This is a genomic window from Pseudorhizobium endolithicum (assembly GCF_902153245.2).
Taxonomy (GTDB): domain Bacteria; phylum Pseudomonadota; class Alphaproteobacteria; order Rhizobiales; family Rhizobiaceae; genus Neorhizobium; species Neorhizobium endolithicum.
In genome coordinates this window covers 96078-112221 of record NZ_CABFWF030000011.1, presented here as the reverse complement: position 1 = coordinate 112221, position 16144 = coordinate 96078, and the positions used below count along the sequence as shown (strand labels likewise).

Genomic DNA, 16144 nt, shown 5'->3' with positions numbered 1-16144 from the left:
CGCAAAGACGACTGCGAGAGACCGCAGGCACAAGGCCCTACAGTCCAAACGATGCCAGGATCGGGCAAGGCCCCTTCTTGCCTGAGGCACATTCGCCGATCAGCCGTTCCAGAGCCTCGCGCGCCCTGTTCAACTCGGCGATCCGCTCATCCAGTGCGGCGAGACGTGCCCTGGCGGCCTCGCGAGCGCGTTCCCTGTCATCTCCGGCATCGAGATCGAGCAGTTCCCTGATCTCCTCCAGCGTGAATCCCGCCGACTGGGCCTGCTTGATGAACAGGAGCCGCCGGACGTCCTCGCTTCCATATCGCCTGCCGCCGTCCAGCCGCTTCGGCGTCTGCAGAAGACCCTTGCGCTGATAAAACCTGATGGTTTCCACCCCGACTTTTCCTGTGGCAGCAAATTTTCCGATTGTCATATCCATAGGGGCTTGACTCCGTACCATGGTACGGAACGTATGGTCTTACCAACGGTTTCACAAGACGAAGGAGACGTGAAAATGTTGGAGAGAACAGACCCCGCATTGCTGGAGAAGAAGGCCATCCTCTATCGAATGGTCATGCCCGGTCATACATGCCCCTATGGCCTGAAGGCAAAGGACCTGCTCCGCCGGGAAGGATACAAGGTCGAGGACCACCACCTGACCACCCGTGAAGAGACCGATGCGTTCAAGGCGAAGCATGGTGTCTCGACCACTCCGCAGGTATTTGTCAGCGGCCACCGTGTGGGCGGCCACGATGACCTGCGCAGGTTCCTCGGCAAGCCAGTGGCCGACCCCAAAGCGACCACCTATCGGCCGGTCATCGTTCTGTTTACGCTGACGGCTCTGATGGCTCTCGCGGCAAGCTATGCCGTCCTGGGCAACCCGTTCACACTGCGCGCAGCGGAGTGGTTCATCGCCTTTTCCATGGTCGTTCTGGCGATGCTGAAGCTCCAGAACGTCGAGAGCTTCGCGACCATGTTCCTGAACTACGACCTCCTGGCTAAACGTTGGGTTCCCTACAGCTACATCTATCCTTACGCGGAGGGGCTGGCAGGCGTTCTGATGGTGGCCGGAGTGGCGAACTGGCTCTCTGTCCCGGTGGCGCTATTCATCGGCACCATTGGAGCAGTCTCGGTCTTCAAGGCGGTCTACATCGACAGACGGGAGCTGAAATGCGCCTGCGTTGGCGGATCGAGCAACGTACCGCTCGGCTTCATCTCGCTGACTGAGAACCTGATGATGATCGCCATGGCGATCTGGATGGCACTCGCTTCTACGGGGCTCGCCCCTGGTCATGCAATGTAGCGACAGTGCAAGAGACGTCTGCCAAGGTGCCTGATGCTGACAAAGCCTCAGGCACCCTGACTTACGAGGGGTACTGTAGTGCCCAAAACTGAGCGGCATAGGCCATGTCAGCTTTGGGCCGAGTAGCGACGAAATGCGCTACAATCCGCTGCCTGATAGAGGCGACGCGGCGGGAGGAGTGGCGGAGAACTCCTCAATGGATATTACACCACCACGTCCCCGCCGCCCCTGGAACAAGGGTATCCTGGTTGGTCAGAAGCGCCCACTTCAGCCAAAGTACGTATGGTCGATCCGCGTTCGACTGCAAATGTGCGGAGCCATCAGAGAGCTGGCGCTTTTCAATCTCGCCATCGACAGCAAGCTTCGCGCCTGCGACCTCGTAAGACTGAGGGTCGAAGACCTGTGGTCCGGTAGCTCGATCAGGGATCGAGCAACCATCATCCAGAAGAAGACAAATCGGCCCGTACAGTTCGAAGTGACCGACCAGACCAAAGCTGCACTTATGGCCTGGCTTCCATTCATCCAACGGAGCGGCGGCAGCTATCTGTTCCCAAGCCGCCGTAAGACGTCGCAGCATCTGTCGACGAGGCAGTACGCACGGATTGTACAGCGATGGATAACGTCTATCGGACTTGAAGCCAGCGCCTATGGGACCCACTCCCTGAGGAGAACTAAGGGCGGCACAGATTTACAAGAAGACTGGCAACCTCCGAGCCGTGCAGATTCTGCTCGGTCACACGAAGCTTGAAAACACCGTCCGATACCCGGGCGTCGAGGTGGACGATGCTCTGCGGATCGCTGAGCAAATTGAGCTGTAGTTCCTGACCATCGGCGGACTGCCGATGGTCCCTCTCGCGCCACAAGCGGACATCTGTCGGTCGACCGCTACTTTCGGACTTCTGTCCACGAAGGGTGACAAGGCAGAAAGGTTGACTTCATTATCCTATCCGTTATTCTGGATATATGGAAAGTTCACTTGCGATCACGGCGCTCGGCGCATTGGCACAAACAACGAGGCTTGAGACGTTTCGCGCCTTGGTGAGGCATGAGCCGGAGGGCGTCCCGGCAGGGGAGTTGGCGCGGATGCTCGATGTGCCGCAAAACACGATGTCAGCGCATCTCGCCACACTCTCGCGAGCTGGACTGGTGACGAGCGAGAGGCAGAGCCGTTCAATCATCTATAGGGCTGACCTGGATGGCCTTCGAGAGCTGACGTTGTTCCTGCTGAAAGACTGTTGCGGAGGCTCCACCGAGTTATGCGCGCCTCTGATCGCTGAGTTGACGCCATGTTGCGCGTCCGAGGTAGAGAAATCATGACCATGCGGCTGGAGATGATCGAAGGCAGCGACCCCGGTCTCCGAAAAGCACTCGCGGAAGCCGCCCTTCCGGTTGAGGACCTAGAAGAGGAAGGACGTTCGTTTTTCAGGGGTGTCGGCGGAGACGGGAAGGCGCTCGCCTACGCAGGGATAGAGCATTGCGGCGATAGTGTCCTCCTAAGATCGGTGGTCGTTCTGCCTGAATGCCGTGGCAGAGGCCTTGCGAAGGCGCTGATTGGCGAGACCCTCAAGCAGGCTCCAGAAACCGCGGCTGTTTTCCTCGCCACGACAACCGCAGCCCCGCTTTTCGAGCGAATGGGTTTCGTCCCGGTCAACCGGAGCAACGTCCCCGCGGCCATTCTATCCACCCGCCAGCTCTCGGGAATCTGCCCGGCCTCGGCGACGATCATGAAACTCATCAGACCTCCGACCTAACACGGACAACGACCATGACCGACAAGACCTACAACGTGCTCTTCCTGTGCACGGGCAATTCCGCTCGTTCTATTCTCGCCGAGTCTATCCTGAACGAGGAGGGCAAAGGTCGCTTCCGCGCGTTCTCTGCCGGCAGCCAGCCAAGAGGCGAGGTCAATCCGCATGCCCTCAAGGAACTGGATGCGCTCGGCTATCCCTCGACGGGCTTCTCTTCGAAAAGCTGGGATGTCTTCGCCAAGGAGGGCGCTCCCGAAATGGACTTCATCTTCACGGTCTGCGATAGCGCGGCAGGTGAGGCCTGCCCGGTCTGGATCGGACATCCGATGACCGCTCACTGGGGTGTCGAAGACCCTGCCGCCGTAGAAGGCTCGGAAGTTGAAGTACAGCGCGCCTTTGCCCAGGCCGCAAGATTCCTGAAGAACCGTATCATCGCGTTCCTGAGCCTTCCGCTCGAGTCCATCGATCGCATGGCGCTTCAAACCCGTCTCCGCCAGATTGGCGCGATGGAAGGCTCTTCTGCCGCCGGGGAGACCGCCTGATGTCCGCATTTGAACGCTATCTCACCATCTGGGTCTTCCTCTGCATCGTCGTCGGCGTGGCCCTTGGACATCTCATTCCGGGGCTATTCCAGACAATTGGTGCGGTCGAGGTCGCAAAGGTGAACATCCCCGTAGCCGTCCTCATCTGGTTGATGATCATCCCGATGCTTTTGAAGATCGACTTCCGCTCCCTTGCGAAGGTCGGCACGTACTGGCGCGGGATCGGCGTAACGCTGTTCATCAACTGGGCCGTCAAGCCGTTCTCGATGGCGATCCTCGGATGGCTCTTCATCGGATACCTGTTCAGGCCTTACCTGCCAGCGGACCAGATCGACTCCTACATCGCGGGCCTGATCATCCTTGCGGCCGCCCCATGCACGGCCATGGTTTTCGTCTGGTCCAACCTGACGCGCGGAGAACCGTTGTTCACGCTGTCGCAGGTAGCTCTCAACGACGCGATCATGATCGTCGCCTTCGCGCCGATCGTGGGCCTGCTTCTCGGGCTGTCCGCAATCACCGTCCCGTGGGATACGCTGGTCATCTCGGTTGGTCTTTACATCGTCATACCCGTTATCATCGCGCAGGTTCTAAGAAGCAGGCTCACTGTCGACGGCACGACCTCCGGGTTAGACAGGATGCTGGAAAGGCTGCAGCCGATCTCGCTTGTTTCCCTGCTGGCCACGCTTGTCCTGCTGTTCGGATTCCAGGGTGAGCAGATCATCGCCCAGCCGACGATCATCGCCCTGCTGGCGGTCCCGATCCTGATCCAGGTCTACTTCAACTCGGGTCTGGCCTACATCCTCAACCGCATGTCCGGCGAGCGACACTGCGTGGCCGGACCCTCGGCACTGATCGGGGCGTCCAACTTCTTTGAGCTAGCCGTCGCCGCAGCCATCAGCCTCTTTGGATTCCATTCCGGCGCGGCGCTGGCGACGGTCGTCGGCGTCCTCATCGAGGTACCGGTCATGCTCTCGGTCGTCTGGATCGTGAACCGTTCGAAGGGCTGGTACGAGGCCGCGCCGGCCGTATCTCGAAACACCGTCTCCGGAAGGACCTGACCATGGACGTCACGATCTATCACAACCCCGCCTGCGGGACTTCACGGAACACGCTCGACCTGATCCGGCATGCAGGGAGCGAGCCCACGATCATCGAGTATCTCGAGACGCCGCCAACCCGCGAGCAGCTCGCGACGATGATTGCCAATGCTGGTCTTACAATTCGTCAGGCCATCCGTGAAAAGGGCACGCCCTATGCCGAACTGGGTCTCGATAATCCGGACCTCACCGACGACCAGCTTCTTGATGCCATGCTCAAGGACCCAATCCTTATCAACCGTCCGTTCGTAATCACGCCGATGGGGACGCGCCTCGCGCGCCCGTCGGAGGCCGTACTCGACATCCTCCCGGCCCACGCATTCAATGGCCCCTTTACCAAGGAGGATGGCGAACGGGTTCTCGACGACGAAGGAAAGCGCATTGTCTGAAACACTCCCAGCCGCATCCCCCGAACATTTCCGCATGCCCGACCTCAGGGCGTTGCGTCCGGCGTTCTCGACGCACAAGCCCCGTATCCTGATCCTCTACGGGTCGCTTCGTGAGGTATCGTACAGCAGACTGCTCGCATTCGAGGCCCAGCGCTTGCTTGAGCATTTCGGTTGCGAGGTTCGCGTCTTCGATCCGAAGGGACTTCCGCTCCCGGACGAAGCTCCCGCTAGCCATCCCAAGGTGCAGGAACTCCGTGAGCTCTCCGAATGGTCCGAGGGCCAGGTGTGGGTCAGTCCCGAGCGCCATGGTGCGATGACCGGCGTGATGAAGTCCCAGATTGACTGGATTCCATTGGCTGTCGGATCGGTGCGACCGACGCAGGGAAAGACCCTGGCGGTCATGCAGGTCTCGGGAGGGTCGCAGTCGTTCAACGCGGTCAGTCAGCTTCGTATCCTCGGGCGTTGGATGAGGATGATCACCATCCCGAACCAATCATCCGTAGCCAAGGCCTTCCAGGAGTTCGACGCCGAAGGCCGGATGAAGCCGTCGTCGTTCTACGACCGGGTCGTCGACGTCTGTGAGGAACTGGTAAAGTTCACGATCCTGACCCGGGATGCGTCGCCTTATCTGACCGATCGCTACAGCGAGCGGAAAGAAGAGGCGGCCAAGCTAGAGCAGCGTGTCTCACTAAAGTCGATCTGACACCCCGGAGGCCGTTGTCCTTGGGCGTCGCGTCGATGTCGCGACGACCACGAAGGCGATAACCCCCACGAGACCAAGCGCCGCGTTCAAGGCCAGTGCGGTCCCGATGCCGAGGTTCTGCATCGCCGTCGCAAATACGAACGGCGCAGCGGCCCCCACGGCGAGGCGAGCCGCCGCCATCTTGCCCGTTACCGCGCCATAGCCGTCCGAGCCGAACAGGTACAGCGGCAGGCTACCCTGCGCGATGCTGTTGATGCCCGAACCAAGGCCAAGGCAGATTGCGAAGACGACCGCGCCCGGAAGCCAGTCGCCCGATAGTCCCAGGGTCATGACGCCGAGGACTATGAGCAAGGCGGAAATCACCGCGAGCATGGGCGGCGAAAGCCTCGTGCCGAAAATCATGTTGATCAGACGGCTGGCAACCTGCGAGGGGCCAAAGATCGATCCGACCACGACGGCCATTGTGCCAAAGCCAAGCGTTCCGAGCATCGGCACCATGTGGGCAAGGATGGCGGCCAGAGTGAAGCCAAGGACGGCAAAGGCGAAGGAGACCAGGATCATGCCCCGCCGGCGAGCTTCGGGTGGAAGAGCGCCGACGACGACATTCGGCGTCCTGTTCGGTTCCAGGCGAGACGCGGCCTTGCCGACGTACATGATCCAGAAGTGCAACGGCATGCACACGAAGAGGTTCAGGGCGGCGAACACCAGGTAGATTTCCCGCCAGGTGAGAAAGCCGCTGAGCGCCGCCGAGATCGGCCAGAAGATCGTCGACGCGAAGCCGCCGATCAGGGTCAGATAGGTGATGCTCCTCGATGCTGTCCTTGGCTCGTTTTCGACGAGCGCCGCGAACGCCGCCTGATATTGCACCATGCCGGAGGATATCTCCAGCATGACGATCGCCAGAGCGAAGACGGCGACGGAAGGCGACCATGCACATACCGCAAGCGTGGCCGCCGCTATGGCCGATCCGGCCGTCATCACCGTCGCGGCTCCGATCCTGTCCATCTGTCGGCCGATGAACGGCGCGGACAGTCCGCCTACGAAGAGCGACAACGAGAAGACGCCGAAGACCCATTCGAGGCTCAGGCCAAGGTCTTCGGCGATCGCCGGGGACAGGATAGAGAACGAGTAGTAGAGAGTGCCGTATCCGATGATCTGCGTCAGGCCGAGCGCCGACACGATGCTCGCAGGGACTTTGATGTCACGCAACGGTCGCATCCTTGTCAGCCGTCGTTCCGGTGCAACAATCTCCGGAACGCTCGAGTGAAGCCCGGATGCCGGGATGACCCGAACAGCAGTCTTCCATCAGGAACTTCACGAGGTTGGCTAGTGCCTCATAGCTTGCGCTGTAGACGATGGATCGCGACTCACGTCGCTGGGAGATCAGGCCCGCATGGTCCAGTTCCTTGAGATGGAAGCTGAGGTTCGACGGCGAAACGCCCACGCGCTCGGCGATCGAACCTGCGGCAAGGCCATCGGGCCCAGCAACAACGAGGGTGCGAACGACCTGGAGGCGGGTCTCCTGTGAGAGCGCCGCAAAGGACGCGAGGGCTTGACGATCATCCATGATTCAACGATCCTTGAAACATTGAATTGGAGGAGTAACGCAGATGGATACGAGCGGCAAGAGCATTTCCCACACGGGCGACATTACTCTCGGGAGGTTGCTCGAACTGACCGCCGCCAACCATGACCTTCCGCTCGTGTTCAGCTACGAGGGGCGAGCGATCAAGTCCGGTTACCATGTCACCGAGGTGAAAGCGGGTCACTTTTCCGCGTTGGATTGCGGAGCCAATCCAGAAGCGTGGGCGGAAATCTTCGTCCAGCTATGGGATGTTGACGAGAGGGACCGGACCCACATGACCGCGGGTAAGTTCAGCGCGATCGTCAGGAAAGTGTCCCAGCACGTTCGCCTCCCGGCCGAGGCAAAACTGACGTTTGAAGTTTCCGACGGCATGCGCCCGATGCAGTTGTTTTGCGCCGACGAACCTTCGACGAGTGAAGGCGTTCTGGCGGTGACACTGGTGCCAAGAGCTGCCAGTTGCAAGCCGCGTGACCGATGGCTGGCTGAGAGATCAGCAGAAGAGGTTCAGTGTCGCGGCCATTCGGTCAGCAACGCCTGTTGCGAATAGTGACCTTATTGTCCGCTTTGGGCCGACTGCAGACGTTGCGCCTGGGGTGACTTCCAGACGCTAGCTGATGGAGTTGAGCCCTTGGAGGAGAAAGAGTGCACGTAGTCATCCTGGTTGGAGCATCGGGATCCGGGAAGACCACCATTGCCAAGGCAGTAGCGGAGCGTTTCCCAGAAGCCATCGAGGTACTGTTTTTTGACAGCATAGGTGTGCCAAGCGCCGATACGATGATCACAGAGTACGGGTCGGTTGAAGGTTGGCAACGCGCCAAGACATTTGAGTGGATGCAGCGGCTCGTCTCCCTTTCAGGATCAGGGCGGAACATCATCCTTGAAGGCCAGATGCGCCTTGCCTTCCTCTCCGAGGGCGCTTCGGCTGCCGGACTGTCCAGCTACACGCCGATTTTGATCGATTGCGATGATGCGACGAGAGCTAGAAGGCTGATCGTTGATCGACAGCAGCCGGAACTCGCTACTGACGACATGATGAACTGGGCAGCCTACCTGCGGTCGGAAGCGCTGGATGTAGGATGCGATGTCTTAGACACATCTGAACTGTCGCTAGAACAAGCAATTTCCTACGTCGCCGAGCGGAGTCTGTCCGCCCTCCCATGACTGCGATCAGGCCGCAGGCATCATTGATAATGCGCTGAAGGTCAGTTCAGGGCCGCACGTCAGCTACGTGCCTCGAAGAGCAACTCACACTCCTCGAAATCAGGGGCGGTAGCCGGATTGATAGACAACCGCAGGACACTTCCTCTGTCCCAAAACTTCTTGAAGTTTCGATGCACCTCGTCCACTTTCAGGCTTGAATCGGCTGCGACTTTTTGGGACGCGCCATGATCGTCAACGTCCATGACGCCTATGATGTATAGGGAAGTATCTCGGCCCAAGAACCACATTTCATGTCGCACGTTCTCGTTGCGAAGGGCGGCTGAAACCTCGTCAAGATGCTCCCCCATGAAGCTCGCCCAAGCTCGCACTACCGGCTCATCGCACGTCAACCGAATTTTTGTTGCTCGATAGTTCATAGTCTAGTCCGGCTGACACAACGGGACACTCGTCTGGCAAAGGAGTTCAACAACATTCGATTGTCAACGGCTGCTCTGGGCCGATTGCCGTCATGGCAGGACTACCTGCTAAGCTTTGCTAGCATTCCTCCACGGGTTCTCCGCCCGAGCAGATAACTCGTTTGCGTCGCCCCTGTTTCAGGGCTGCTGATGTTGGATGGATGAAGATTGAGATGTTTACCGGGCGCAGGCGACCGCTGATTTCTAAGGCCGCCTCGTGATCGATCAATCGTCCTCAAGCAGCACATCGGCTGGGTGAACAATACCGGAGTAGTACTTCGGGTTTCCGGTGCGATCCCGGAAGCACCGACCGAAAGCGACAACCCATATGGGCTCTCCTTCAGGATCAATGACACGATAGTCCGCACGATACGGTTTGCCATCCCGAACAGCCTTCGACACCAGCGCGGCTACGCGGCCTCGATCTTCTGCATGAATGCGGTCCGCATAGTCGCTCACGGGCAGCCCGCTCACGGTTCGACTCGGATCAAGGCCGAAAATAGCGGCAATTGCCGAGTCGCCGTAGAGCCGTTCTTCATCGAGACACCATGTGAAGATGCCTGCTTCGTCCTCACAATCTTCGCTATCCAATGTATGCGTCCTCCCAAAACACCATTGATACGCACTGTGCTCTTGATCGCAAGATGGTGATGGCGGCCCTATTCAGCCCAGAAGGCGTTGACGCTCAGGGTTCACTTCTACACAGGCTTCTTCCGACAGATCCGCGTTACCGATGAAATCGTGGTGCTCTCTCACCACGCGAATAGCACAGACCGTAGCTCGGATCTCACGCACGCAAGCGGGGTTCTGGTGCCTCCCGCGCCCGCCTAACGGCGCTGGTCTGGATTGATCCTGATCTCCATCCGCGTATCCAGGACAATGCGCAGGTCCCGGATCATGCCAGCCCCTTCAAGCAGCGACATCTTCACCTGCGCGTCGGTGGCTTGTCCATGAATCAGCAACAGCTGTGTCTCCTGGAAATTAAGTATCCGATCGGCGGCCGTGTCGCTGTTCGGTATGCCGACTGTCTCACGTAAGTCGCGGATAGTCGTCACCGCCCGGTCTAGCAGGCGCGCCTTCTCGATCATTTGGAGCTTCTCGACCTCATTGGCGGCCCGTACGAGCTCGGCAACAAAGTCTGTTGTGCTGCTCATTGCTGCTCCGTCGCCCTTCATTGAATCACGCCATGATGAGCGGGTTACTCTCCCCGAGCAAGGGCAAGTGACGCATGCCGACCGCCGCTCGTGGATTGATAAAATTGAGAGGGCTGAACTATCCTGTCATCAGGAACGCATTGCCACACCGCTTTCTGGTCTGGCTTAACGGTGCAAGCCCAAACTGCCACACGGTCAGGAAGGTGGAGGATTTGAACGGCTTCTCAAGGCAGCTTGAAGGGATGGAGGGTCGCAACTGGCAAAGGAGATGGGGCCTTCGCCAGCTACCGCGGCGAGAAGGACGAAAACCTGCGTCAATCTCCAGGCTTTTGAGAAGCAGTTTTGAACACTGCCTGATAGGCCGCCGGCCTTAGTTTGTGAAACAGAGGCTCGCTCAACACGAGTGTCGCCGCGATAGCCGGAGCGCCATCGATGTCACATGGCGGGCCCAGCCGATGAGCGAACCAGCCGAAGCGCCTCAACAGGCGCTCCATCCGCAGATCGGTCACGGTGACGAGCGTCATGTAGTTTCGAGCGAGACACCATTCTACTATCCCGGCCAGAAGCAGGCGCGTCGCATCACCTGCGGCCGATCCCGGCTTCAATGCCAGTTGGTAAGTATCGATACCGAATCTCGAACTCTCGACCATAGTGCCGTCCGCCTGAAAACTGCCTTTGTCGGCGAGCTGAGGAAAGGCGCGCGATAGCATGGTTTCTCCCATTGCCGGCAGCAATCTAACGCTGCCGCAGACGTGTTCGTCGTCAGCCAGGAGCACGAGGTAGGACGGCGCGAGCTGGTCGAAATAATCCCGCTCAAGGCCATCGCGTATATCGACCCGCCAGCCAAGCCTGCCGCCGAATATTCTAGCTCGCAATCGGTACATCTGCTCCCGGTAACCGGCATCATCCGGGCCGCTTGCGTCAATTTCCAGAACTTTCATGAGCCTGCTCCCCGTTCTTGAAGGAAGCAAAAAAGTCGCAGGGGCGCAGCTGCAAAAGTGAGGGGGTATCGGTTTACCCGCGGCTGCTTGTCTCATAGCTTTCGACACAAGGGGAAGGCAGCTTGGACCGCCGGCTTACGCGCGGCATCCAGGGGATCGACGATGAAATGGGATTTCAACAGCCTGATCGACAGGATCATGGTGTCCGCCGAAATCGGCAACATCAGTGCCGCCTTGCGGCGGTTCGCAGCCGATTGTGGCTTCGACCACTTCGCCTATCTCAGCATCAAGCCAGGCGGAGCCTATGCAATTTCCGACTATCCGCAGGAATGGCAGCGACGCTATCTCCGGGAAGGTTATGAACGCCTGGACCCGGTGGTGTGGAGGGCGCAACACACGGCACTGCCTTTTCAATGGTCAATGGGCAAAGACCGCAAGTCGCTTCCGCGCGAGAAAAGGGCCTTTGTGGATCAGGCGGCCGAGCATGGGATCAGGTCCGGACTGTCCATCCCCTTGCCCGACGGATTTGGCAGAAGGGCTATTTTGAGCTTTGCCTCCGCCCGCCAGCCGGACGGCAAGTACGAAACGCCGGACGCCAACGAGGCGTTCGTCGCCGCAAGCCTGATCCACGCCTTCATCACCGTGCACGATAGCCGCGGAGAACCCGCGAGATCGCCCTGCCTGACACCTCAGGAGAAGCTTTGCCTTCGTTGGAAGGCAGAAGGAAAGAAGAACCACGAGATCGCTCAGATCTTGCAGGTCAAGGCATCGACGGTCCGCTGGTCACTGGATGCCGCGAGGGAGAAACTCAATGCGGTCACTCTGCCACAGGCAACAGCCATAGCCACTGCCCTTCGTCTGATCTAGCGCGCTTCCTCGACCATGTGCGTGGCAGACGGCGGAGCCAAAGCCGACCCTGTTTAGCTCCACCGGTCCGATGCCGGCATTTCCTTGAGATATTTTTCGTAAACATACTGCGCCAGATAAAGGTCAAGCATTGGAAGGCCGACGCAGGTGACGAAGACAGGGGAGGGGCAGTCGGACGATGACCCGGCATGGATGGTCGCGAGGTTGGCAATCCCAAACAATGATGCAACCTCGTCCAGAGAGCTGCCACGTCGGGTGAAGTAGAGAGGAAGGCTCTGGGATCCGCGCGAGGCAACGATCTTGATGTCATCGCAGACGACCGTTCCGCGCCTCAAGGCCTGCCCGACGAAGGCGGCCGGGCACTCGTCTCCGCCGAGATGCAGGAGCACCACATGGGGGCCAGATCGTTGACCTCAAACACCGGTGCATTGGCATTGGAGGCGGTGATCACCAGCCGGCACTCGACAGCTTTTTGGTTGCCAGCCACCGCAATCAGCGGGAAGGGGACCTTGTGCTCGAGCGACCGGCTCAGACGCTTGGATGATTCTTCCGTTCGGCTGCGGATATAGACCCTTCGGATGCGCCTGCTGCGATTGACCCCAAGGCCCATGATGATCTTTTCGCTGATCGGGCCGGCACCGAAAAGAAAGACATCGTAGGGTTCCGTCTCATCGCCGAGAAACAAATCCGACACCAGCACAGGATAGGTCGCGGTCCGTGCCGCCGACAGTTCCGTTGAGTCCATCAGGCAAAGCGGATAAAGACCAACCTTGTCGAGCAGCAGGAAGGTCGATGTGGACCTCGGCTTGCCAAAATGGCGGTTGAGCGCGTTGGCGCCGATCACCTTCACACCGGCACAATGAGGATTGGCGGCAGCCAGGCTCGACAGCTTCCAGCCCAGGCGCTCATCGGAAAATGCCTTGCGCAGATGGATGAGCTCAGGGTCTGACCAAAGCTCTGTTTCCCGCATGGAAAGAACGGACTTGAGGCCATAGGTTCTGTCATCGCGGATGTCGGACCAAGCCCGATCCGCCACAGCCTGCACCTCGGCGGCATCGAACTGCACGCCGAGCCGCTGCATTTCCAGTCGCGAATAGTAATGGATGGCAGGACGGTGTTGAGCAAGGTGAGGGATGGTCATCTTTATCCTCCGCAGCTGGCCCAACTTCAGCCGATGCCTCCACCTTCGCAAGCTGCGTTTTTGCGGCAAAGACCACCGAAGCTAGCTTAAGTATCTGAATCAACGGAGAGCTCACCGCCGTAATGGAGCAAGTGCCACATGCGCAGGCGGCGCGTTAGGATTGGCAATACGCCTCCCGAAGGAACCGCTATTTGCCGATCCGCCGTCGGCCAAACACGATGATAAGGAAAGGTGGTTGCGATCCCATTCAGTCGGCACGAGCTTGAGTTCACGCTTGCGCCCGAGAAACTGCATTCGCCCGCCCTTGGTCGTGATAACTACAGTGATCGTGATTACAGTAATCGCGATTACCGTAATCACGATTACCTTGGTCGTGAACGTGTCAGCGACCCTTTTGTCAAGTTCTGTGAGCTACCGGCCCTCCAGAGAAATGCGCCAAACATCACAGGTTCTCCTGACCTTGTTTAGACCACAATGCCTATCTATATGGTGTCCATCGGCATTGCTGATGAGCGCTGAAATGAATTCGCCGCTCGCAATCGCCGCTGTCGCTTTAGACTTTTGACCACGGATGTACTGGCACTGGTAGAAAAGCGATGATGAGGAAGGTCGGTGCGATTTCGCCCCGGCCTTTTTTGTTTCACGGCGACGTCTCTAGCGCCACTATGTGGTCATACCCATATCTCCCGCAATCAAGGGAGAACGAATGTCCGAGATCATCAGCTACCTGTTCGCGATCCTCGTCGTTACGCCTCTTCAAGCGGAGGTGTCAGAGCGGCTTCAAGGTGTCCGTCTGCTGAAATCGTACAGGCAGGTCGGACCTGCATCGCAGAGGAGGCTCCGAGGCTTCTTCTGCGAGCTCAGGATGATTGGGCCTGGGCGGCGGCGAACGCGATCGGGATAGGCGTGGGTTTGGTCGATCCGCTGTCGCTACTGGAGGGCGAAAGCCAGCAGTGCAATCGGGTTCTCGGTGCACTTTTGGGTGCCGACCAGGATGAGGAAGCCTGAATATCAACGTTTTTCGGCCGCTGCACCCACGGCCACGCCAACGGCTATGCCCATGGCAATACCGATAGCTGCGTTGTCGAAGACAGCAGCCCCGATTGCAGCACCAAGTCCAACTCCTAGAGCGATACCTAAGGCCATAGCAGCACCATTGCCGCTTCATGTGGCGAGAGTATGGGATTGCAAGGGAACCCGCGGACGGGAACGCCAGCAAGGAGGCGGCGTAGATATTCGCTCCAGCCTTCGCGCTGACCTCCATTGGCGAAACCGATTAGGTTCCTCCCCCTGGTGCCCGCCCATGGCAAAATTTCGGCGACATGAATCTGAGCTGCAACAAAAGGATGCAGTGGAACAAGTCCACATCTGGCGGGTTGACAGGAGCGCAAACGACAACCTGCCAGATTTCTGGCCTCAGGAGGAACCCATGATTGCTAAGCTTCTCACAGTATCCGCTTTCACCCTGGCTCTTGCAACGGGCGCAATGGCGCAAAGCAGCGACAACGCTGGTGGCACGAGTGGGGAGACCGAAAACTCCGCTACCACCGGTTCATCTACGACAGAAACGCAAGACGACTCTGACGACAATGACTGCACGGATGCCAGCTCCGAGCAGACGGCGTCGACCGACAGCAATTCTGCTCCAGACGCAGCTTGCGCCGACTAAACCAGACGAATTGATTACGAAGGCTGGTTAGTAAACCCGCGATCTTATTCAACCCCGTCAGCAATGGCGGGGTTTTTCTTGTAGACCGGAGAAAACAACGATGACAGCGCGAGCTAGGCGCTAAACGCTCTCATAGCACATCGCCACCGGCAACGACGACAACGACGGTGAAGGGACTGTACCGGGCTGGGCCGCTATTGTCCGAAAAGGGTCCGGGCAGGTACCCAGCCTTCGTAGCCAGAGACCCGGATTTTCTGCCATCCCTGCGTCGAATAGGGCAGAAGCTGTATGTCGCACTGGTTGGCAGGGAGTGCCGTGACGACGCGTGAGCTTGAAGCAGGGTATGCCCTGACCTGGAGAGCTTCTTCAGCCGGACCATTTACGCAATACATTGCCGGCGAGACCATCGAGATATAACGCCGATGAACCCATCCGCCGTTATATCCGTCCTCGACCGGGCACCACTGGCCTTTGCATTGGTCAATCACCATGACGCCGCACCGGCCATAGCGTAGCGTAGAGATGATCCGGCTGTGAGCGCTGGCCGCAGATCGCATGTTCAGGGCATCGTCTGTCCTGACGTTTACAACGCAATGCTCTTCTCCCACGACAACCTGGCCCTTGGCGGGGAAGGCACCGAAGGCCAAAGCCGCAATTATGTTGGCGAGGATGATGGTTGTGCGCATGGGGCCGTCTCCTTAGCCCGGACACTACGTCGTGCTGACTGAACCATGTCTGAATACGTCAATGGCGCTAGGCGTCACCGACGATCACCGTGACGGTTCCGCTTCCGCCGCAGTCAGGGCAGGTTTCGCGGCCGAGCTTGCCAGTGCCGGCGCAAGCCGGGCAGATGCCCTCTGCAGATTGCTTCGAGCCCGGCTTTGTTTCGTCGCCTGGCAGCAGTTTTGTTGCCTCATCGCTCGGTTTGCTTGTGGCTGTCATGGCCAACTCCTCCGCTTTGCGCCAGCAACAATCAAGAGGCCGGCGAAGTTCCGGCCACACGAGTATCAGGTCTGTAGTTGAGCCGGTCAGGCTGGCGTCTGAAGCCGTCGCCCTGCCCAAGGCCTGGACTTGCTACCCATCGATCGGTCTCGATAGATTGCGGATCAGAAATTATTTTCAATCAGAATGTCAGGGAAGTCTGGCGCATTATCGGCGGCGTCCGATGGGCTTGATTCATTCCCACTCAATTGTCCAAACCCACATTAAGCTCGATATTTCATACAAGTACGGCTTTCGGGCGCAAAACCGACAACTGGGCTGGTCATAAGATACGCTTTCGATCTCAAAGGGAAAGCTCGAAAAAATTCGTGGGTTTCAGGGACAATCGGTGTCAATCGCCAGTCTCGACCCTGTAAACGCCGTTTCACAGCGGCCTGCCTCGATAAGAGTGCAGTTTGAGTTTGT

The 16144-nt window shown here is 58.7% G+C and carries 21 protein-coding genes and 2 pseudogenes; 13 read left to right on the top strand and 10 right to left on the bottom strand.

Annotation, left to right across the window (positions count from 1 at the left end; all coding sequences use genetic code 11):
• Positions 1-37 precede the first annotated feature (37 nt).
• Positions 38-442 (bottom strand): MerR family transcriptional regulator, encoded by a 405-nt coding sequence (locus tag RTCK_RS08545; protein ID WP_077549036.1) that lies wholly within the window; start codon positions 440-442, stop codon positions 38-40.
• A gap of 54 nt (positions 443-496) precedes the next feature.
• Between RTCK_RS08545 and RTCK_RS08540 the strand changes: the two genes are divergently transcribed.
• The 8 genes and pseudogenes from RTCK_RS08540 to arsH all read left to right on the top strand — a co-directional run bounded on the left by RTCK_RS08540 (position 497) and on the right by arsH (position 5764).
• Positions 497-1285, top strand: a complete 789-nt coding sequence (locus RTCK_RS08540; protein ID WP_142587143.1) for a glutaredoxin family protein — start codon at positions 497-499, stop codon at positions 1283-1285.
• A gap of 196 nt (positions 1286-1481) precedes the next feature.
• Positions 1482-2103 (top strand): annotated as a pseudogene (locus RTCK_RS08535) (tyrosine-type recombinase/integrase).
• 145 nt (positions 2104-2248) lie between these two features.
• Complete coding sequence (locus RTCK_RS08530; RefSeq protein WP_142592505.1) at positions 2249-2602, top strand: ArsR/SmtB family transcription factor; 354 nt, start codon at positions 2249-2251, stop codon at positions 2600-2602.
• On the top strand, positions 2599-3036 hold the full coding sequence (gene arsN2, locus RTCK_RS08525; protein WP_142592504.1) for an arsenic resistance N-acetyltransferase ArsN2: 438 nt from the start codon (positions 2599-2601) through the stop codon (positions 3034-3036). Before RTCK_RS08530 ends, arsN2 begins: the two co-directional genes overlap by 4 nt.
• 14 nt (positions 3037-3050) lie before the next feature.
• Entirely contained in the window at positions 3051-3575 is a 525-nt protein-coding gene (locus RTCK_RS08520) for an arsenate reductase ArsC (RefSeq protein ID WP_118850800.1), read from the top strand.
• On the top strand, positions 3575-4633 hold the full coding sequence (arsB, locus tag RTCK_RS08515; protein ID WP_118850799.1) for an ACR3 family arsenite efflux transporter: 1059 nt from the start codon (positions 3575-3577) through the stop codon (positions 4631-4633). Before RTCK_RS08520 ends, arsB begins: the two co-directional genes overlap by 1 nt.
• 2 nt (positions 4634-4635) lie before the next feature.
• A complete protein-coding gene (arsC, locus tag RTCK_RS08510) occupies positions 4636-5061 on the top strand; it encodes an arsenate reductase (glutaredoxin) (protein ID WP_185927962.1) in 426 nt (141 codons plus the stop codon).
• Positions 5018-5764 carry an arsenical resistance protein ArsH gene (arsH, locus tag RTCK_RS08505; RefSeq protein WP_118850797.1) on the top strand — a complete coding sequence of 249 codons (747 nt, stop codon included), beginning with the start codon at positions 5018-5020 and terminating at the stop codon, positions 5762-5764. Before arsC ends, arsH begins: the two co-directional genes overlap by 44 nt.
• On the opposite strand, the gene arsK is transcribed toward arsH, so the two are convergent.
• Both arsK and RTCK_RS08495 read right to left on the bottom strand, forming a co-directional pair.
• Positions 5750-6973 (bottom strand): arsenite efflux MFS transporter ArsK, encoded by a 1224-nt coding sequence (gene arsK, locus RTCK_RS08500; RefSeq protein ID WP_142592502.1) that lies wholly within the window; start codon positions 6971-6973, stop codon positions 5750-5752. The genes arsH and arsK overlap by 15 nt on opposite strands.
• A complete protein-coding gene (locus tag RTCK_RS08495) occupies positions 6966-7331 on the bottom strand; it encodes an ArsR/SmtB family transcription factor (protein ID WP_118850795.1) in 366 nt (121 codons plus the stop codon). The genes arsK and RTCK_RS08495 overlap by 8 nt, the downstream gene beginning before the upstream one ends.
• Before the next feature lie 43 nt (positions 7332-7374).
• Here RTCK_RS08495 and RTCK_RS08490 point away from each other — a divergent pair, with 43 nt between their 5' ends.
• Positions 7375-7896, top strand: coding sequence for a DUF6428 family protein (locus tag RTCK_RS08490; protein WP_118850794.1), 522 nt, complete (start codon positions 7375-7377; stop codon positions 7894-7896).
• A 95-nt stretch (positions 7897-7991) separates the two neighbouring features.
• Positions 7992-8510: an AAA family ATPase gene (locus tag RTCK_RS08485; RefSeq protein ID WP_142592501.1), complete on the top strand. Its 519-nt coding sequence runs from the start codon at positions 7992-7994 to the stop codon at positions 8508-8510.
• Between the two features lie 59 nt (positions 8511-8569).
• Here RTCK_RS08485 and RTCK_RS08480 read toward each other — a convergent pair whose 3' ends face one another.
• The 4 genes from RTCK_RS08480 to RTCK_RS08465 all read right to left on the bottom strand — a co-directional run bounded on the left by RTCK_RS08480 (position 8570) and on the right by RTCK_RS08465 (position 11060).
• On the bottom strand, positions 8570-8926 hold the full coding sequence (locus tag RTCK_RS08480) for a DUF6176 family protein (protein ID WP_235988622.1): 357 nt from the start codon (positions 8924-8926) through the stop codon (positions 8570-8572).
• 264 nt (positions 8927-9190) lie between these two features.
• On the bottom strand, positions 9191-9556 hold the full coding sequence (locus tag RTCK_RS08475) for a PAS domain-containing protein (protein ID WP_185927960.1): 366 nt from the start codon (positions 9554-9556) through the stop codon (positions 9191-9193).
• Positions 9557-9792: 236 nt separating this feature from the next.
• A complete protein-coding gene (locus tag RTCK_RS08470; RefSeq protein ID WP_142523370.1) occupies positions 9793-10119 on the bottom strand; it encodes a hypothetical protein in 327 nt (108 codons plus the stop codon).
• A gap of 314 nt (positions 10120-10433) precedes the next feature.
• Positions 10434-11060 carry an acyl-homoserine-lactone synthase gene (locus RTCK_RS08465; protein ID WP_185927959.1) on the bottom strand — a complete coding sequence of 209 codons (627 nt, stop codon included), beginning with the start codon at positions 11058-11060 and terminating at the stop codon, positions 10434-10436.
• A gap of 162 nt (positions 11061-11222) precedes the next feature.
• On the opposite strand from RTCK_RS08465, the gene RTCK_RS08460 reads away from it, so the two are divergent.
• Positions 11223-11927: an autoinducer binding domain-containing protein gene (locus tag RTCK_RS08460; RefSeq protein WP_142592497.1), complete on the top strand. Its 705-nt coding sequence runs from the start codon at positions 11223-11225 to the stop codon at positions 11925-11927.
• A 331-nt stretch (positions 11928-12258) separates the two neighbouring features.
• Here RTCK_RS08460 and RTCK_RS08455 read toward each other — a convergent pair whose 3' ends face one another.
• Positions 12259-13068: a Rossmann-fold NAD(P)-binding domain-containing protein gene (locus RTCK_RS08455; protein ID WP_142592496.1), complete on the bottom strand. Its 810-nt coding sequence runs from the start codon at positions 13066-13068 to the stop codon at positions 12259-12261.
• Positions 13069-13774: 706 nt separating this feature from the next.
• On the opposite strand from RTCK_RS08455, the pseudogene RTCK_RS21105 reads away from it, so the two are divergent.
• A pseudogene (locus RTCK_RS21105) lies at positions 13775-14076 on the top strand (hypothetical protein).
• 421 nt (positions 14077-14497) lie between these two features.
• Positions 14498-14737, top strand: coding sequence for a hypothetical protein (locus RTCK_RS08450; RefSeq protein ID WP_142592495.1), 240 nt, complete (start codon positions 14498-14500; stop codon positions 14735-14737).
• A gap of 194 nt (positions 14738-14931) precedes the next feature.
• Here RTCK_RS08450 and RTCK_RS08445 read toward each other — a convergent pair whose 3' ends face one another.
• Both RTCK_RS08445 and RTCK_RS08440 read right to left on the bottom strand, forming a co-directional pair.
• Positions 14932-15423, bottom strand: a complete 492-nt coding sequence (locus RTCK_RS08445; protein ID WP_142592494.1) for an SH3 domain-containing protein — start codon at positions 15421-15423, stop codon at positions 14932-14934.
• A 67-nt stretch (positions 15424-15490) separates the two neighbouring features.
• Positions 15491-15679: a hypothetical protein gene (locus RTCK_RS08440; protein ID WP_142592493.1), complete on the bottom strand. Its 189-nt coding sequence runs from the start codon at positions 15677-15679 to the stop codon at positions 15491-15493.
• Between the last annotated feature and the right edge of the window lie 465 nt (positions 15680-16144).

What these genes read in the sequence shown, in the direction of transcription:
- RTCK_RS08540 (WP_142587143.1), top strand. Translation starts at nt 497, where the DNA reads ATGTTGGAGAGAACAGACCCCGCATTGCTGGAGAAGAAGGCCATCCTC.
- RTCK_RS08480 (WP_235988622.1), bottom strand. Translation starts at nt 8,926, where the DNA reads ATGAACTATCGAGCAACAAAAATTCGGTTGACGTGCGATGAGCCGGTA.
- RTCK_RS08545 (WP_077549036.1), bottom strand. Translation starts at nt 442, where the DNA reads ATGGTACGGAGTCAAGCCCCTATGGATATGACAATCGGAAAATTTGCT.
- RTCK_RS08445 (WP_142592494.1), bottom strand. Translation starts at nt 15,423, where the DNA reads ATGCGCACAACCATCATCCTCGCCAACATAATTGCGGCTTTGGCCTTC.
- RTCK_RS08440 (WP_142592493.1), bottom strand. Translation starts at nt 15,679, where the DNA reads ATGACAGCCACAAGCAAACCGAGCGATGAGGCAACAAAACTGCTGCCA.
- arsH (WP_118850797.1), top strand. Translation starts at nt 5,018, where the DNA reads ATGGCGAACGGGTTCTCGACGACGAAGGAAAGCGCATTGTCTGAAACA.
- RTCK_RS08490 (WP_118850794.1), top strand. Translation starts at nt 7,375, where the DNA reads ATGGATACGAGCGGCAAGAGCATTTCCCACACGGGCGACATTACTCTC.
- RTCK_RS08530 (WP_142592505.1), top strand. Translation starts at nt 2,249, where the DNA reads ATGGAAAGTTCACTTGCGATCACGGCGCTCGGCGCATTGGCACAAACA.
- RTCK_RS08495 (WP_118850795.1), bottom strand. Translation starts at nt 7,331, where the DNA reads ATGGATGATCGTCAAGCCCTCGCGTCCTTTGCGGCGCTCTCACAGGAG.
- RTCK_RS08450 (WP_142592495.1), top strand. Translation starts at nt 14,498, where the DNA reads ATGATTGCTAAGCTTCTCACAGTATCCGCTTTCACCCTGGCTCTTGCA.
- RTCK_RS08520 (WP_118850800.1), top strand. Translation starts at nt 3,051, where the DNA reads ATGACCGACAAGACCTACAACGTGCTCTTCCTGTGCACGGGCAATTCC.
- RTCK_RS08465 (WP_185927959.1), bottom strand. Translation starts at nt 11,060, where the DNA reads ATGAAAGTTCTGGAAATTGACGCAAGCGGCCCGGATGATGCCGGTTAC.
- arsB (WP_118850799.1), top strand. Translation starts at nt 3,575, where the DNA reads ATGTCCGCATTTGAACGCTATCTCACCATCTGGGTCTTCCTCTGCATC.
- RTCK_RS08460 (WP_142592497.1), top strand. Translation starts at nt 11,223, where the DNA reads ATGAAATGGGATTTCAACAGCCTGATCGACAGGATCATGGTGTCCGCC.
- arsC (WP_185927962.1), top strand. Translation starts at nt 4,636, where the DNA reads ATGGACGTCACGATCTATCACAACCCCGCCTGCGGGACTTCACGGAAC.
- RTCK_RS08455 (WP_142592496.1), bottom strand. Translation starts at nt 13,068, where the DNA reads ATGACCATCCCTCACCTTGCTCAACACCGTCCTGCCATCCATTACTAT.
- RTCK_RS08470 (WP_142523370.1), bottom strand. Translation starts at nt 10,119, where the DNA reads ATGAGCAGCACAACAGACTTTGTTGCCGAGCTCGTACGGGCCGCCAAT.
- arsN2 (WP_142592504.1), top strand. Translation starts at nt 2,599, where the DNA reads ATGACCATGCGGCTGGAGATGATCGAAGGCAGCGACCCCGGTCTCCGA.